This window comes from Janthinobacterium sp. C22 (assembly GCF_057919405.1).
In genome coordinates, this window is the sequence record NZ_CP193659.1 from 51392 (window position 1) to 65652 (window position 14261).

Consider the following 14261-nt stretch of genomic DNA (forward strand, 5'->3'; position numbering starts at 1 on the left):
GACATTGCTTAAAATCAATGCATGAGCGAATTATTGGCGATCTGGGAAATCCGCGCTTCTTCTCGCGGAGAAACATCTTTTGAAATACGCGAAAAGCAGAAAAAAGAAAAAGCGAGGCATAATAAGCCACAACTTGCTATTTGGTTAAGTCATCCATGCCATGCCATTGACCAGCGAAACCATCAAAAAGAACATCTTGATCGTGGACGATTCCGCGTTCGAGCAGCGCATGCTGATGGAGCTGCTCAGCGAGCAGCCCTACCGCTTCAGCATCGCCTTCAATGGCTACCAGGGCTACCAGCTGGCATTGGCCACGCATCCCGACCTGATCCTGCTCGACGTGCGCATGCCCGAGATGGATGGCTACACGGCGTGCCGTTTGCTCAAGGCCAATCCCGAGACGGAACAGATTCCCGTGATCTTTCTCAGCGGCGCCGACGCCGCCAAGGAGCGCGTCATGGGCTTGCAGGTGGGCGGCGTCGATTACATTTCGAAGCCCTTCCAGCCGGAAGAACTGGCCGCACGCATCCATATCCACCTCGGATTGATGCGTAAAAGCAACAGTACCTTACCGGCGGCGACCCCGATCGGCGACCGGCAGCAGCATCCGGACCTGGTATTCGTCAATGCCGTCAAACAACTCATCCTCGACAATCTGGGCAGCCTGCCCAATCTGTCCGAAATCGCCCGCAGCGTGGGTACCTACCGCGAAAAGCTCACCCTGATGTTCCGCGAGCAGACGGGCATGACGGTCTTCGCCTTCATCCGCGAAGCGCGCATCGCCCGCGGCGTGGAACTGCTGCAGCAAACGGACATCGACGTGCAGGATGTCGCCCTGCTGATCGGCTTCCACAACGCGGGCAACTTCGCCACGGCCTTCCGCGAACGCATGGGCATCACGCCCAGCGCCTACCGCCAGCGCCTGCATGAGCAGACGGGACAGCGGCAGGCGGCGGACGGTTAGAACTTGTAGTTGAGCTTGAGCGAGGCAAAGCGGCCGCGCGGATCGGCTTGCGTATAGTCGAAGCCCGAGGCCGAGTAATCCCACGGCGCGCGCTTGTTGGCCAGGTTCTGCACGATGAAGGTGACGTTCGCCGCCGGCGTGACTTGCCAGCTGGTGGTCACGTCGAACGTGCTGAAGGCGGCCACCGATTCATCGAGATGCGTATTTTGCGCATAGCTGCCCACGTAGTTCCAGGTGAGCGTGGACGACCATTTTCCCTGTTCCCAGGTGGCCGAGGTGACGCCGCGCCATTTCGGGATGGAGCCGAAATAATTGGTGCCGGCGCCATCGGTGAGCGGCGCGCCGTCCGACAGCGGTTCGGCAAAGCGCAGCACGCGGCTCAGCTGGCCGGCCAGGGTCAGCTTGCCCCAGTCCTTGCCGACGAAGCGCTGGCGCAGGTCCAGGTCGATGCCGGACACTTCGCGCTGGCCCTGGTTGCGGTACTGGCGGTACAGGGTCGTGATGCGGCCATCGGCGTCGCGCGTGATCTTCTGCGGCGCCGACGCTTCGTTGGCGAGCGTGGTGGTGGCGCTCTCCGTGCCGATCACGCCATCCTGCCTGATGCGGTAGTAATCGAGGCCGATGCTCGAACTGCTGGTGGGCGAGACCACCACGCCCAGGTTCAGGTTGTTCGAGCGTTCCGGACGCAGCGCCGGGTTGGCGATGGTGATGGCCGTCACGCCGCGCGTCTGCGTGGGTGTGACGGGGTCCTTCGGATCGAGCACGCTGACATAGCTGACAGCCGTGCTTTGCGTGATTTCCGGCAAGGATGGCGCGCGGAAGCCGCGCGACACGGTGCCGCGCACCAGCAGCCACGGCGCCGCCTGATAGCGGGCGCTGGCTTTCGGCGAAAACGCATTGCCGAAATCGCTGTAATGGTCGGCGCGGCCCGCCAGGTTGACGGACAGGTCTTTCACCACCGGAACGTTAAATTCGGCAAACAGGGCCGACACGCTGCGCGAGCCGTTGATGATGTTGATCGCCGGGCGCAGCTCGGTGCCGGACAGCACGGCCGTCGAGGTTTGCGAATCCATCTTTTCGCGGCGCCATTGCGCGCCGGCGGCAAAGCCCAGCGGACCGGCCGGCAGCTGCCACAGGTCTTTCGCGGCCGAGAAATCGACGGTGTCGAGCGTCGACTCGGCCGGACGCAGGGTCGACAGGCGCAGGCGGTTGCGTACCGCTTCGCTGTTTTGCGACTGGTCAAAGAAGTTATAGCTGCCGTCGGCCAGCACCTCCTGGAATGCGTAGCGGTTGACGAAATTCTGCACGGTTTCTTCCAGCTTGCTGCTCGAGTGGCCTACGGCCGCATCCCAGTCCCAGCCCGCCAAGGTGCCCTTGACGCCCGCCAGCGCGCGGTAGAACGTCACTTTATCCTGCTTCAGGCGCGGCCCCAGGTCGAACAGGGTGGCCGTGAACGGCAGGGGCGTGGCGCCCGGATTGTTCGGATGGCCGACAGGCAGCACGACGGGAATCGTGTCGAGCGCCTGGGTGGCGTTGTTCCACACGCGCGTGGCATTGTTCACCGTCAATGGCGCACTGAAGGTCTGGTCGGCGCGCGAGTAACTGTGCAGCAGGTCGACATACGCTTCCGTGTCCGCGTTCAATTTAAAGGTGGCGCGCGCGGCCGTGTGCACGCGCTGGATGCCGGGAATCAGGGTTTTATATGGCGACGGGTTATACGCCAGCACTTGTCCCGTCTTGCCGGGCGTGATGTCGCCATAATTAACCAGCTGCAATGGTCCGCGCACGCCGCCCAAGGTCTTCGTCGGGTCCGTGCCCGCATAGTTGGTGATGGCCCAGCCCAGGCTGCCACGCTGCTGGTTGCGGAAGTCCGCATCGCGCATCCACGCCACGTCGCTTTGCTGCAGCTTGTCGCGCTGCTGCGCATCGACCGAGAAGACCAGGCTGTAGCCATCTTCCTCGAGCTTGCCGAAACCCGTCTGCAGCGCCGCGCTCTTTTCATGCTGGCCCGTGCCTTCGGTCGAGCCGCCCCACTGCGCCGTGATGTCCGTGCCCGTGAATTCCTTGTACAGGATGATGTTGACCACGCCGGCCACGGCGTCGGAACCATAGACGGACGAGGCGCCGTCCTTGAGCACCTCGATGCGCTGCACGGCCGCCATCGGCAGGCTGTTCAGGTCGACAAAGGTTTCCTGCAGGTTTTGCGCCGTCGCATAGCTGGCCACGCGCTTTCCATTGACCAGGATCAAGGTATTTTTCTGGCCGATGCCGCGCAGCGACAGGCCCGAGGTGCCGGCCGAGAAACTGCCCGTGTATTGTTCGTTGTAGCTGTTGCCGCTGTTGGCGGAGATGGCGCGCAGCACATCCGACACGCTGGTCTTGCCGCCGGCTTTCAATTCCTTGGCCGTGATGACTTGCACGGCGCTGGCGCCCTCCTTTTCGCTGACGCGGATATTCGATCCGGTGACGTTAACGCGCAGCATTTCCTCCTCCGCATGAGCGAAGGCAGGAAAGGCGGCGGCGATGGCAAGACTGATGGCGAGTGGTTTGAACATGGTTTCCTCTTATTGGGATTGCAGCCTTTTCCAGATAAAAAAGGCCGAGCAGGGGCACGCGGGCCGGGTGGGCCTGCGGGCAAAACGACGACGGGGGTGTGAAGGAGTTACAGGATGCGTGGACGGGCACGCACCGGCATCCACTGCGCCATGCATTGCATGGTCAGCTGGTGCCGGGCGGCATAAAAACAGGGAGAAAGACTAAAACGCAACATAAAAGACACCGGTAAGCGGGGAAAGGCCACTATATCCCGGCGTCTTTATGGCGTGAACGAATTAAAAATTGATTGTATATACGATTTGAATCTAAGGACTTGGCCTTTGGCAATATCAGGCGTCGGCCATCGCCTGCGGCGCGGCCGTTGCGCGGCGCGCCTGCACGCCCCACCAGTACCAGGAAATGACGGCATTGACCCAGTAAGCCGCATACAGCACGGCCGTCAGGTGCAGGCCGCGGCTGTAGTAGAGGGGCACGGCCACGGTGTTGACCAGCAGCCAGAAAGCCCAGGTCTCGATGCGCCGGCTCATCAGCAGAAATTGCGCGATGATGCTAAATACCAACACCGCCGAATCGATGAAGGGCCCGTAGGCATTCGTAAAGCGGTGCAGCAGCATGCCGTAGATCACCACGGAGGCGATGCCGGCCGGTACCACCCAGGCCAGGCTGCGCCAGCCCGTGCGCGTGATCGGCAACGGCTTGCCGCCCGCGCCGCGCCGCCATTGCAGCCAGCCGATGACGCAGGTGACGATGAAAAACAGCTGCAGCATCACGTCGGCGTACAGGTTGACCTGGAAAAACAGCACGGCGAACAGCACGCAGCCGACGATGCCGATCCACCAGGAATGTATATTATTGCGTCCGGCCAGGATGATGGAAGCGGTCATCAAGACATTGGCGGCGATCTCGAGCGGGGGAGTCAAGCGGATTTCCTTTGAATGAAGGCAGGCCGCCACTATAGCCCATTTGATATCCGCAACCGGCCATGCACTGCTTGACTTTCGTGGCCATTCTGGCAAATTGGCAAACACTACCCCTAGAACCACTGCGGAGATGTTCCATGCGCTTGCGCCACGTGCTGCTTGCGGCCACGCTGCTCGGCAGCGTCCTGCCCGCCCTGGCCTGCCGCATGACGATGGCGCTCGAGCAATGGCCGCCATACCTGTATCGCGACGCCCAGGGCAACTATACGGGGCTGGACCTGGAATTGCTGCGCGCCATCTTCAAGGAAGCGCGCTGCACCTTGCTGACCGTGCCGGAACTGCCCACGGCGCGGCGCCAGCTGCTGTTCCAGAAAGGGGGACTGGACCTGATGCCCGCCGCGTCCGAAACGCCGGAACGCCAGTCCTATGCGCGCTTCTCCCTCTCGTACCGCGATGAAGCCGTCGGCGTCTTCGGCAAGGCCGGCACGCCCGCCGCGCAGCGCCATGTCGGCAGCTTCGGCCAGCTGGCGCGCGGCAAGGCCACCCTGCTGGCGCCCAAGGTGGGCTGGTATGGCGCAGACTATGCGGCGGCCCGTCCGGCAATGGAAAAAGACGGCCGCCTGAATACCTTCGGCAGCTTCCAGCAGGGGTTGCGCATGCTCGACGCGGGCCGCGCCGACCTGCTGCTGGGCGACGTGCTGGCCGTGCGCCACGAAGCGCGCCTGCAGGGCGTCGCCTTGACCGCCCTGCCCTTCCTCGCCCTGCGCGCGCCCGTGCACCTGATGCTCAATGCGCACAGCACCAGCACGGCCGACCTGGCGCGCCTGAACGCCGCCATCACGCGCCTGGAACAGCGCGGCGTGCTGGCGGCGATACGCGCCCGCTACGACGCGCCGTAAGGCGCTCAGCCCTTGCTGGCCGCTTCCAGGATTTCCAGCTTCGTCTCACGGCCATTCTTTTGCACGCCCTGCGCCTTGTCATAGCTTTCGATCAGGGCGCGGTAGGGCGGCACGATGTGGTCCGTCATGATGGCGGCGAAATCCATCGCGTTGGCGCGGTTCCAGGTGCTCATCACTTCAGCCAGCACGGCATACGTGTCGATCGGCACGGCGCCGGCCTGCGCGACGCGCGCCATGGTGATGTCGGTGGCCATCTTCGACCAGTTGCCGGAGGCATCGATGATGGCGAACACCTTGTAGCCGGCCGCCAGCGCGCTGATGGTGGGGAAAGCCATGCACACGCTGGTGAGCGTGCCGGCGATCAGCAGGGTCTTGCGGCCCGTCTTTTCGATGGCTTCGACCCAGGCAGGATTGTCCCAGGCGTTGATCTGGCCCGTGCGCGGGATGTAGACGGCGTCCGGGTTGAAATGGTGGATCTCCGGGATCAAGGGGCCGTTCGGGCCGTCCGGCACGGAAGCGGTGGTGAACGTCGGCATGTTGGCCAGGCGCGACAGCTTGGCCAGCGCCGTCACGTGGCCGCGCAGCACGTGCTGCTCGATGTCGCGCACCAGCTGGAACAAGCCGCTCTGGTGGTCGATCAGCAGCATGACGGCGTCGTCGGGATCGATCATCGGTGGCAAACCTTGGAAATTGGCGGGGGTGCTCATGGTGGTCTCCTGAAAAGCCGTGCCGCGGGATGCGGCACGGGTACTGCACAAATTAATGACACAAACTACGTCGCGATACGGGCGAAGCGGCCGCTGTTGAAATCCTCGAACGCCTGCGCGATTTCCGCTTCGGTGTTCATGACGAAGGGACCATGGCCGACGATGGCCTCATCGATCGGCTCGCCGCTCAGCAGCAGCACCACGGCGTCGCTGTTCGCCTCGACGGTGATGCTGTCGCCGTCGCGCCCGAACAGCGCCATCTGCGCTTCGCGCACCACGCTCTCGCCATTCACCAGCACCGTGCCATGCAAAACGATCAGCGCCGTGCTCCAGCCGGCGTGCACCGGCAGCGCCGTCAGCTTGCCCTGGGCCAGGCGCACATCCCACACCCGCATCGGCGAGAACGTGCGGGCCGGGCCATGCTGGCCGGCGAAGTCGCCGGCGATCACGCGCACGGAACCTGCGCCGTCGGGCAGCGCCACCGCGGGAATCGTCTCGCTGGTGATGGCCTGGTAGCCGGGCGCCGTCATCTTGTTTTTCGCCGGCAGGTTCACCCACAGCTGCACCATTTCCAGCGTGCCGCCCGACTGCGTGAAGGCAGGCGAGTGAAACTCTTCATGCAGGATGCCGGCGCCGGCCGTCATCCACTGCACGTCGCCGGGACCGATCACGCCGCCCTGGCCCGTCGAATCGCGGTGCGCCACTTCGCCCTTGTAGACGATGGTCACCGTCTCGAAGCCGCGGTGCGGGTGCGAACCGACGCCGGGCGGACGCGTGCCGGGCGCAAATTCGGCGGGGCCGGCGTAGTCGAGCAGCAGGAATGGGCTCAGCTGCCTGCCATGGCCGCTGTACGAAAACATCGAGCGCACGGGAAAACCATCGCCGACCCAGTGCTGGCGCGGTGCGCTGTAGATACCTGTGACTGTGTTCATCTCGATCTCCTGTTCGGGTTTGCATTACGATGGAGACAGGTTACGCTTGCAACGATGAAGGCGGTAGACGGTAAAATATGCCATCAGCGTTCCGAAAATAGAACGATAAAGGAGGCGGCATGCAGGATTTGAACGATTTGTATTACTTTGTGCAGGTGGTCGACCATGGCGGCTTCGCGCCGGCCGGGCGCGCGCTGGGCATGCCGAAGTCCAAACTGAGCCGGCGCATCGCGCTGCTGGAAGAGCGCCTGGGCGCGCGCCTGCTGCAGCGCACGACGCGGCATTTTTCCGTCACCGACGTGGGGCAGACGTTTTACGAGCATTGCAAGGCGATGCTGGTGGAAGCGGAGGCGGCGCAGGAAGCGATCGACCTGACGCGGGCCGCGCCGCGCGGCACGGTGCGCCTGTCCTGCCCCATCGCCCTGCTGCATTCCCTGGTCGCGCCCATGCTGGCCGGCTTCATGCGCGACCATCCGCAGGTGACCCTGCTGCTGGAAGCGAGCAACCGCCGCGTCGACCTGGTTGCCGAAGGCATCGACGTGGCCATCCGCGTGCGCCCGCCGCCGCTGCCCGACAGCGATCTGGTGCTGCGCGTGCTGGCCGAACGCAGCCAGTGCATGGTGGGCAGCCCCCTGCTGTTCGGCGACGCCCCCAGGCCAACCGCGCCAGCCGACCTGGCCGACTGGCCCAGCCTGGCCCTGGGCATGCCGCAACAGCACTATCAGTGGGATTTGCACGGCCCCGATGGCGCGCGCGCCCAGCTGCGCCACGTGCCGCGCTTCGTCACGGGCGACATGCTGACCCTGCGCGACGCGGCCGTGGCCGGCGTGGGCGTGGTGCAGCTGCCGACCATGATGATCACCGAACAGGTAGCCAACGGCAGCCTGCTGCCGCTGATGGGACAATGGCGGCCTCAGCGCGAAATCATCCACGCCGTCTTCCCGTCGCGGCGCGGCCTGCTGCCGGCCGTGCGTGCGCTGATCGACTACCTGGCGCACAGCTTCGCCGCGCTGGGGGAGGAGTGACGGTTTTCAGGTACGATGGCGTACTCCCGAATCGTCTGGATACCGCATGCGTTTATTGATTCTGTCGGACCTGCACCATGAGTTATGGCGCGACGAAGCGCCGCAGGGCGACCTCGCGCTCAGCCGCCCCGACGCCGTGATTCTGGCCGGCGACATCGATACGGGTTCACGCGCCGTCGCCTGGGCCGCCACCGCGTTTGCGGGCCTGCCCGTGCTGTACGTGCATGGCAACCACGAAGGCTATGGCCACCACCTCGACAAGGTGCGCCAGGAGTTGCGCGCGGCCTGCGCCGCCACGCCGAACGTGCATTTTCTCGACGCCGACACCCATGTCATCACCGACCCGGCAGGCAACAGGGTGCGCTTCCTGGGCGCCACCCTGTGGACGGATTTCCGCCTGCTGGGCGACGACACGCGGCAAGCGGCCATGCGCGACGCGGAAGCCGTCATGAACGACTACAAGCGCATCCGCCTGGCCAACATGGGCTTTCGCAAGCTGCGCGCGGCCGATACGGCCATGTTCCACGCGCAGCAAAAAGCCTGGCTGGCGCGCGAACTGGCGCAGCCCTTCGATGGCGCAACCGTCGTCGTCAGCCACATGGCGCCGTCGCTGCGCTCGGTCGATGATGCCTACGGCAGCGAGGGCTGCTCGCCCGCCTACGCCTCGCGCCTGGACGACCTGGTCGCGCAGGCGGACCTGTGGGTGCATGGCCACCTCCACGTCTCGCGCGACTACCGCATCGGCCCATGCCGTGTCGTGGCCAACCCCTGCGGCTACAAGACGCGCAGCGGCACGCCGCAAAATCCCCAGTTCAACCCGAACTTCATCGTCGAACTGGGCACAAACTAATCGTCCGGCTTCAGACGCCCCGCCAGCCATTGCTGCAGGCGGTGCTTGCCGGCCCGCCGCGCCGCGCGCGGCGAGGCCTCCGACTGGTGCACGCCGGCGCCGCCGCGCAGCCTGGCGGCCGCCACCAGCGGATTGCGCGGCTTGGACGGGGCTTTCACTTTGATCTTCATGGTTTCTCCTTTCAGCCCTTGATGCAGACGACCTGGCGCAAGGTATGCACCACTTCCACCAGGTCGCTCTGATGCGCCATGACGGCGTCGATATTTTTATAGGCGGCGGGGATTTCGTCGATCACGCCGCCATCCTTGCGGCACTCGATGCCAGCCGTCTGCTCGGCCAGGTCGAAGCGGTTGAAGCGGCGCTTCGCCTCGCTGCGGCTCATGCTGCGCCCCGCCCCGTGCGAGCAGGAGCAGAACGATTCCGGCTTGCCCTTGCCACGCACGATGAAGCTGCGCGCGCCCATGCTGCCGGGGATGATGCCCAGCTCGCCCTGCCGCGCCGAAATGGCGCCCTTGCGCGTCACATATAAATCCTCATTGCCATGCGTTTCGCGCGCGATGTAGTTGTGATGGCAGTTGATCGCTTCGCCATCCAGCCGGAACGGCGGAGCAAACTTCGCCAGCACGTCGAGCACGCGGCGCATCATTTCACTGCGGTTGAGCAGCGCATAATCCTGCGCCCAGTCCACCGCCTCCACGTAGTCGTCGAAGACCGTGGAACCTTCGCTGAAGTACGCCAGGTCGGCGTCCGGCAGCTGCAGCTGGTGGCGCCGCATGTCCTTCTGCGCGGCAGCGATAAAGTAACGGCCGATCACGTTGCCGATGCCGCGCGAACCCGAATGCAGCATGATCCACACGCGCTGTTCCTCGTCCAGGCAGATTTCGATGAAGTGATTGCCGCCGCCCAGGGTGCCTGCCTGGCAGATCCACGTACGCTCGAACTGGCGCAGCATCTTGGCGATGCCGCGGTGGCGCTCGACGATGCGCGCCAGGCGGTCGCCGAGGGGCCGCACGGCGCGCGCCTGGCGCGAGCCTTGCACGCGGCTCCATTCGTGCTGCTCGAAGCCGACGGGTACTTCCGCTTCGATGGCACTGCGCAGGCGCGCCAGGTTGTCGGGCAGGTCGCTGGCCGTCAGGGTCGTGCGCACTGCATTCATGCCGCAGCCGATGTCGACGCCGACGGCGGCCGGGATGATGGCGCCGCGCGTGGGAATCACGCTGCCGACGGTGGCACCGATGCCGGCATGCACGTCGGGCATGGCCGCCACATGCGGATGGACGATGGGCAGGCTGGCGATATTGTGCAGCTGGCGCAGCGCCTGCGCGTCGATATCGTCGGTAAAAATATGCACGGGCACCTGGGCGCCGTGCAATGTCTGATGGATGGGCATAACGTCTTCCTTGGTCTTGTCGTTATGCCGGGGCCCCTATGAAACAAAAAACCCCGGCGAGTTTCCTCACCGGGGTTTTGAAGGACACCGGCTCGGGATCGGCAATGTGCCGATGGCCCCGAGCGTCATGCACGGGGCTAGTGGTCGTACTTGCTGCCAGCCTGCTCGAACATGGGTTTCCTTTCTTTTGTCTGGTTAATCTGAACTGCGGACGATGATTCTGCACCTTATGCTGCAGTGCGTCAACCGCTTTTCATGGCGAAGACGCCAACGTTGTTATTTTGTCGCAGCCGCTTTTTCCTTCGCGATGCGGGCATCGAGCTTGACTTCATTTTTGGCCGCGTAATTGCGGCACGCCTGCGCATCGATGAAAGGATTCGGCGTGACGCCTTCCAGCAATTGCGTCAGCTTCTGGTCGCCGCCCGAGTGGTCGGGGTGGGCCGAGATCAGGATGTCGCACGGCAGCCTGGCGAAGTCCTGCATGACGCGGCGGAAGGCCGGCGTCAGATCCCCATGGCGGTCATCGCCCAGGTAGTGAAAATCGTCGGCCGCCACCGGCGTGAGGCTGGCGCCGAACACCACGTTCAGGCAGTCCTGACGCTCTGCATCCTCGCACGACACCCAGGTCCAGCTGGTGCTGCCCGGCGTATGGCCGGGCGTGTAGCGCGCCGTGATGGTCACCTCGCCCAGTTGCAGGGTTTCGCCATCGGCGATTTCGCGCACGTTCTCCACGGCCGGCATGGGATCGATTTCGCCCGCCTGCGGGTCCATGGCGAGCACCGAGCCCGCGCGCAGCGCCTGCGCACCGAGCGGACTGGCGACCACTTGCGCGCCGCTGTCGCGCGCCAGCGCGGCGATGCCGCCCGAATGGTCGAAATGCGCTTCCGTATTCAGGATGAACTTGATGTCTTCCAGGCGAAAGCCCAGCTCGAGGATATGTTCCTTGATGGCGGCCACCGATTGCGGCAGCGCGCCATCGATGAGGATCAAGCCTTCGCGCGTGTCGATCAGCACCACGCTCAAGCCGCCCACGCCCACGTAATACGTGTCGCCGTGGATGCGCGCCGGCTGCTGCGGGCGGTTCCACTGCGCCGCATATGGCGAGGCGATCGGCTGTGTCAGGGGATCGATGGCGGGCGCGGCGGCATGCGCGGCAAATGGCAGCGCCAGGGCGGCCAGCGCAATGCTGAACAGGGTCTTGGGAAGGCAGAAAGGCGGCATGCGGCTCCAGTAATGAGTGTGCAGTAATCGATGCCACAGAGTAACGTCGCTACCCTCGCGCGGTCAAGCGGACGGGCGCAGCGACTTGCGCTACGATAGAGGTCCATTCACTGCCGCGCACCCTGCCGCCTTCTTGCCATGCGTTTGCTGATCCTGTCCGACCTGCACCTGGAAGTCTGGGGTGATGACACACCCGCCATCAACCTTGCCGCCAGCCGCCCCGACGTGGTGATCCTGGCCGGCGACATCGACACGGGCAGCCATGCCATCGCCTGGGCCGCGCGCACCTTCGGCGCCCTGCCCGTGCTGTACGTGCACGGCAATCACGAAGGTTATGGCCACCAGCTCGAACACATGCAGGACGCCGTGCGCGACGCCTGCGCCAGCGCCAATGCGCACGGTGCCGATATCCGCCTGCTCGACGGCGACGCCGTGACGCTCGATGGCGTGCGCTTCCTCGGCGTCACGCTATGGACGGATTTCCTGCTGTTCGGCGCGGAGCGCCAGGAAGAAGCCATGCAGGCGGCGCAAGCCTACATGCCCGACTACAAGCGCATCAGCACGGGCGGCGATGCGCCGCGCCTGCTGTGCGCCAGCGACACGGCGCAGCTGCACGCGCAGCACCGCTCGTGGCTGGAACGGCAGCTGGCGCAGCCGTTCGATGGCAAGACGGTCGTCATCACGCACATGGCGCCGTCGATGCTGTCGGTGGAAGAGCAATACGCGACGAACCTGGGTTCGCCCGCCTTCGCCTCGCAGCTGGACGAGCTGGTAGCCCAGGCCGACCTGTGGGTGCATGGCCACATGCACGCCTCGCTCGACTACCGCGTCCAGGACTGCCGCGTCGTCTGCAATCCCTGCGGCTACAAGCGCCCCGATGGCACGCCGGAAAACGAGCGTTTTGACACAGGCTTCATCGTCGAAATCGCCGGCACGGTTTAATTTTTCGATAGCGCAGCTGCACCACGCCGCTGGGCAGCTGGCGCGTGCCGTCCAGGCGCCAGCCGCTGCGCGGCAAGCCGTCCTCGAACAGGCGCACGCCCTTGCCCAGCACCACGGGCAGCATGGACAGGGTCAGGCTGTCGACGACGCCCTCGCGCAAGCCCGCGCGGATGATGGCGCCGCCGTCGAGATACACGTGGCGGCAGCCGTCTTCGGCCAGCCCCTCCAGTACTTCACGCACGGCGCCTTCGCGGCGCTGCTCGCCATGGCGCGGCGCGAAGTCGCGGTGGCTCAATACCACCACGCGCTTGCCCGCATACGGCCACGGCTCGAATCCCAGCACGGCGTCATACGTGGTGCGGCCGATCAGCAAGGTATCGACCTGCTCCATCAAGGCCGTGTAGCCGGTGGCGTCGGGCGAGTCGGGCGCCAGCTCGGCCAGCCAGGACAGGTCGCCGTTTTCTCCGGCGATGCAGCCGTCGATGCTGATGCCGAGAAATACGCTGACAACAGTCTTTTTCATGGATGTTCCTTTAGTTAATTCTACAGTGTAGAATTATGCCCATGCAAACCGTAAAACTTCAAGACCTGGAATCTCCCGTGCGCCGCGCCGGACGTCCGCGCCGCGCCGCACCCGCGCTGGACAGCGCCGCCATCCTGCAAGCGGCCTTGGCCCTGCTGGAAGAGCAAGGCGAAGCGTTTTCCATGCGCGCGCTGGCGCAGCGGCTGGGCGTCGACGCCATGGCCCTGTATCACTATTACGCGGGAAAAGAGGAATTATTGCTGGCCCTGATGGCGCAGCGTTTTGCCGCGCTCGATCCGCGCCAGCCGCCGTTTACGCAACGCCAGGGGCCGCAGCGCCGCCTGCTCGCGCTGTGCGCGCTGTACCTGGAACTGGTCAGCGCCACACCGTATTTCGTGCGCCTGATGGCACGCGGACTCGTGACGCAAGCCGATGTGGCTGAGCGCTTTACGGCGCTGTTCGAACTGGCCCTGGACGGCCTTGATCTGCCGCAAAAGATGCGTCTGCGCGGGCGCGACGCGCTCGTCGATTTCCTGCACGGCTATGCGCTGGCGGGCAGGCCGTCCGGCGAAACGCAATGGCACGCGTCGGTCGGCCTGATCCTGGCGGGCATGGCCGCCGGTCACTCGCCGGGCATCAGGCCAGCAGCTTGAGCAGCGCCTGGGCGGCCGCTTCCGACGAGGCGGGATTCTGGCCCGTGACCAGCAAGCCATCGGTGACGGCGTACGGCTGCCAGTCGCCCAGCTTGGAGTAGACGCCGCCGTTTTGCTTGAGCATGTCCTCGACGAGGAAGGGCACGATGGCCGTCAAGCCGACGGCGTCTTCCTCGGTATTCGTAAAGCCCGTCACCTGCTTGCCGCGCACCAGCGGCGAGCCGTCGGCCGCCTTCACGTGGCGCAGCACGCCAGGCGCGTGGCAGACGGCGGCGACGGGCTTGCCGGCGGCGATCATCTGCTCGATCAGCGCGATCGAGTGCGGGTCTTCAGCCAGGTCCCACAGCGGGCCATGGCCGCCCGGGTAGAACACGGCGTCAAAGTCGGCCGCCTTCACGTCGGCCAGCTTGCCCGTGCTGGCCAGCACGGCTTGCGCAGCGGCGTCCTGCTTGAAGCGGCGCGTGGCGTCCGTCTGCGAATCGGGCTCGTCGCTTTTCGGGTCCAGCGGCGGCTGGCCACCGTTGGGCGAAACGACCGTCAGCTGCGCGCCCGCTGCCTGCAAGGCATAGTAGGGCGCGGCGAATTCTTCCAGCCAGAAGCCGGTCTTCTTGCCCGTGTCGCCCAGTTGATCGTGCGAGGTCAGTACCATCAGGATGTTCATGTTGTTTCCTTTTATGTC

Annotated in this window: 15 protein-coding genes; 6 read left to right on the forward strand and 9 right to left on the reverse strand. The window is 64.8% G+C overall.

The features are described 5' to 3' along the window. Window positions 1–160: 160 nt before the first annotated feature. On the forward strand, window positions 161–964 hold the full coding sequence (locus ACRHIG_RS00260) for a response regulator transcription factor (RefSeq protein ID WP_489629052.1): 804 nt from the start codon (window positions 161–163) through the stop codon (window positions 962–964). Here ACRHIG_RS00260 and ACRHIG_RS00265 read toward each other — a convergent pair. After that, complete coding sequence (locus ACRHIG_RS00265; RefSeq protein ID WP_475417150.1) at window positions 961–3519, reverse strand: TonB-dependent receptor; 2559 nt, start codon at window positions 3517–3519, stop codon at window positions 961–963. The genes ACRHIG_RS00260 and ACRHIG_RS00265 overlap by 4 nt on opposite strands. A 330-nt stretch (window positions 3520–3849) precedes the next feature. Beyond that, entirely contained in the window at window positions 3850–4440 is a 591-nt protein-coding gene (pnuC, locus tag ACRHIG_RS00270; protein ID WP_489629053.1) for a nicotinamide riboside transporter PnuC, read from the reverse strand. Window positions 4441–4577: 137 nt separating this feature from the next. On the opposite strand from pnuC, the gene ACRHIG_RS00275 reads away from it, so the two are divergent. Further along, window positions 4578–5339 (forward strand): substrate-binding periplasmic protein, encoded by a 762-nt coding sequence (locus ACRHIG_RS00275; protein ID WP_475417148.1) that lies wholly within the window; start codon window positions 4578–4580, stop codon window positions 5337–5339. A gap of 5 nt (window positions 5340–5344) precedes the next feature. On the opposite strand, the gene ACRHIG_RS00280 is transcribed toward ACRHIG_RS00275, so the two are convergent. Next, the gene (locus ACRHIG_RS00280) at window positions 5345–6046 is read right to left on the reverse strand and encodes an isochorismatase family protein (protein WP_475417147.1); all 702 of its coding nucleotides are present in this window, start codon (window positions 6044–6046) and stop codon (window positions 5345–5347) included. A gap of 65 nt (window positions 6047–6111) precedes the next feature. Beyond that, the gene (locus tag ACRHIG_RS00285) at window positions 6112–6978 is read right to left on the reverse strand and encodes a pirin family protein (RefSeq protein WP_489629054.1); all 867 of its coding nucleotides are present in this window, start codon (window positions 6976–6978) and stop codon (window positions 6112–6114) included. 119 nt (window positions 6979–7097) lie between these two features. On the opposite strand from ACRHIG_RS00285, the gene ACRHIG_RS00290 reads away from it, so the two are divergent. Together ACRHIG_RS00290 and ACRHIG_RS00295 are read left to right on the forward strand one after the other, a co-directional pair. Then, window positions 7098–8003 (forward strand): LysR family transcriptional regulator, encoded by a 906-nt coding sequence (locus ACRHIG_RS00290; protein WP_489629055.1) that lies wholly within the window; start codon window positions 7098–7100, stop codon window positions 8001–8003. 46 nt (window positions 8004–8049) lie between these two features. Then, complete coding sequence (locus ACRHIG_RS00295) at window positions 8050–8853, forward strand: metallophosphoesterase (RefSeq protein WP_489629056.1); 804 nt, start codon at window positions 8050–8052, stop codon at window positions 8851–8853. Here the strand turns inward: ACRHIG_RS00295 and ACRHIG_RS00300 are convergent. From ACRHIG_RS00300 to bla, 3 genes are all read right to left on the reverse strand, one after another. Then, complete coding sequence (locus tag ACRHIG_RS00300; protein ID WP_489629057.1) at window positions 8850–9023, reverse strand: hypothetical protein; 174 nt, start codon at window positions 9021–9023, stop codon at window positions 8850–8852. The genes ACRHIG_RS00295 and ACRHIG_RS00300 overlap by 4 nt on opposite strands. A gap of 11 nt (window positions 9024–9034) precedes the next feature. Continuing rightward, the gene (locus ACRHIG_RS00305; RefSeq protein ID WP_489629058.1) at window positions 9035–10243 is read right to left on the reverse strand and encodes an RtcB family protein; all 1209 of its coding nucleotides are present in this window, start codon (window positions 10241–10243) and stop codon (window positions 9035–9037) included. Window positions 10244–10519: 276 nt separating this feature from the next. Continuing rightward, a complete protein-coding gene (bla, locus tag ACRHIG_RS00310) occupies window positions 10520–11464 on the reverse strand; it encodes a subclass B3 metallo-beta-lactamase (protein WP_489629059.1) in 945 nt (314 codons plus the stop codon). Between the two features lie 138 nt (window positions 11465–11602). Here bla and ACRHIG_RS00315 point away from each other — a divergent pair, with 138 nt between their 5' ends. Then, the gene (locus ACRHIG_RS00315; RefSeq protein WP_489629060.1) at window positions 11603–12406 is read left to right on the forward strand and encodes a metallophosphoesterase family protein; all 804 of its coding nucleotides are present in this window, start codon (window positions 11603–11605) and stop codon (window positions 12404–12406) included. On the opposite strand, the gene ACRHIG_RS00320 is transcribed toward ACRHIG_RS00315, so the two are convergent. After that, window positions 12378–12929, reverse strand: coding sequence for a dihydrofolate reductase family protein (locus ACRHIG_RS00320; protein ID WP_489629061.1), 552 nt, complete (start codon window positions 12927–12929; stop codon window positions 12378–12380). The two genes, ACRHIG_RS00315 and ACRHIG_RS00320, sit on opposite strands and share 29 nt — an antisense overlap. Window positions 12930–13006: 77 nt before the next feature. Between ACRHIG_RS00320 and ACRHIG_RS00325 the strand changes: the two genes are divergently transcribed. Continuing rightward, window positions 13007–13582, forward strand: a complete 576-nt coding sequence (locus ACRHIG_RS00325; protein ID WP_489629062.1) for a TetR/AcrR family transcriptional regulator — start codon at window positions 13007–13009, stop codon at window positions 13580–13582. Here ACRHIG_RS00325 and ACRHIG_RS00330 read toward each other — a convergent pair. Next, window positions 13566–14243 (reverse strand): type 1 glutamine amidotransferase domain-containing protein, encoded by a 678-nt coding sequence (locus ACRHIG_RS00330; protein WP_489629063.1) that lies wholly within the window; start codon window positions 14241–14243, stop codon window positions 13566–13568. The two genes, ACRHIG_RS00325 and ACRHIG_RS00330, sit on opposite strands and share 17 nt — an antisense overlap. Window positions 14244–14261: the final 18 nt, after the last annotated feature.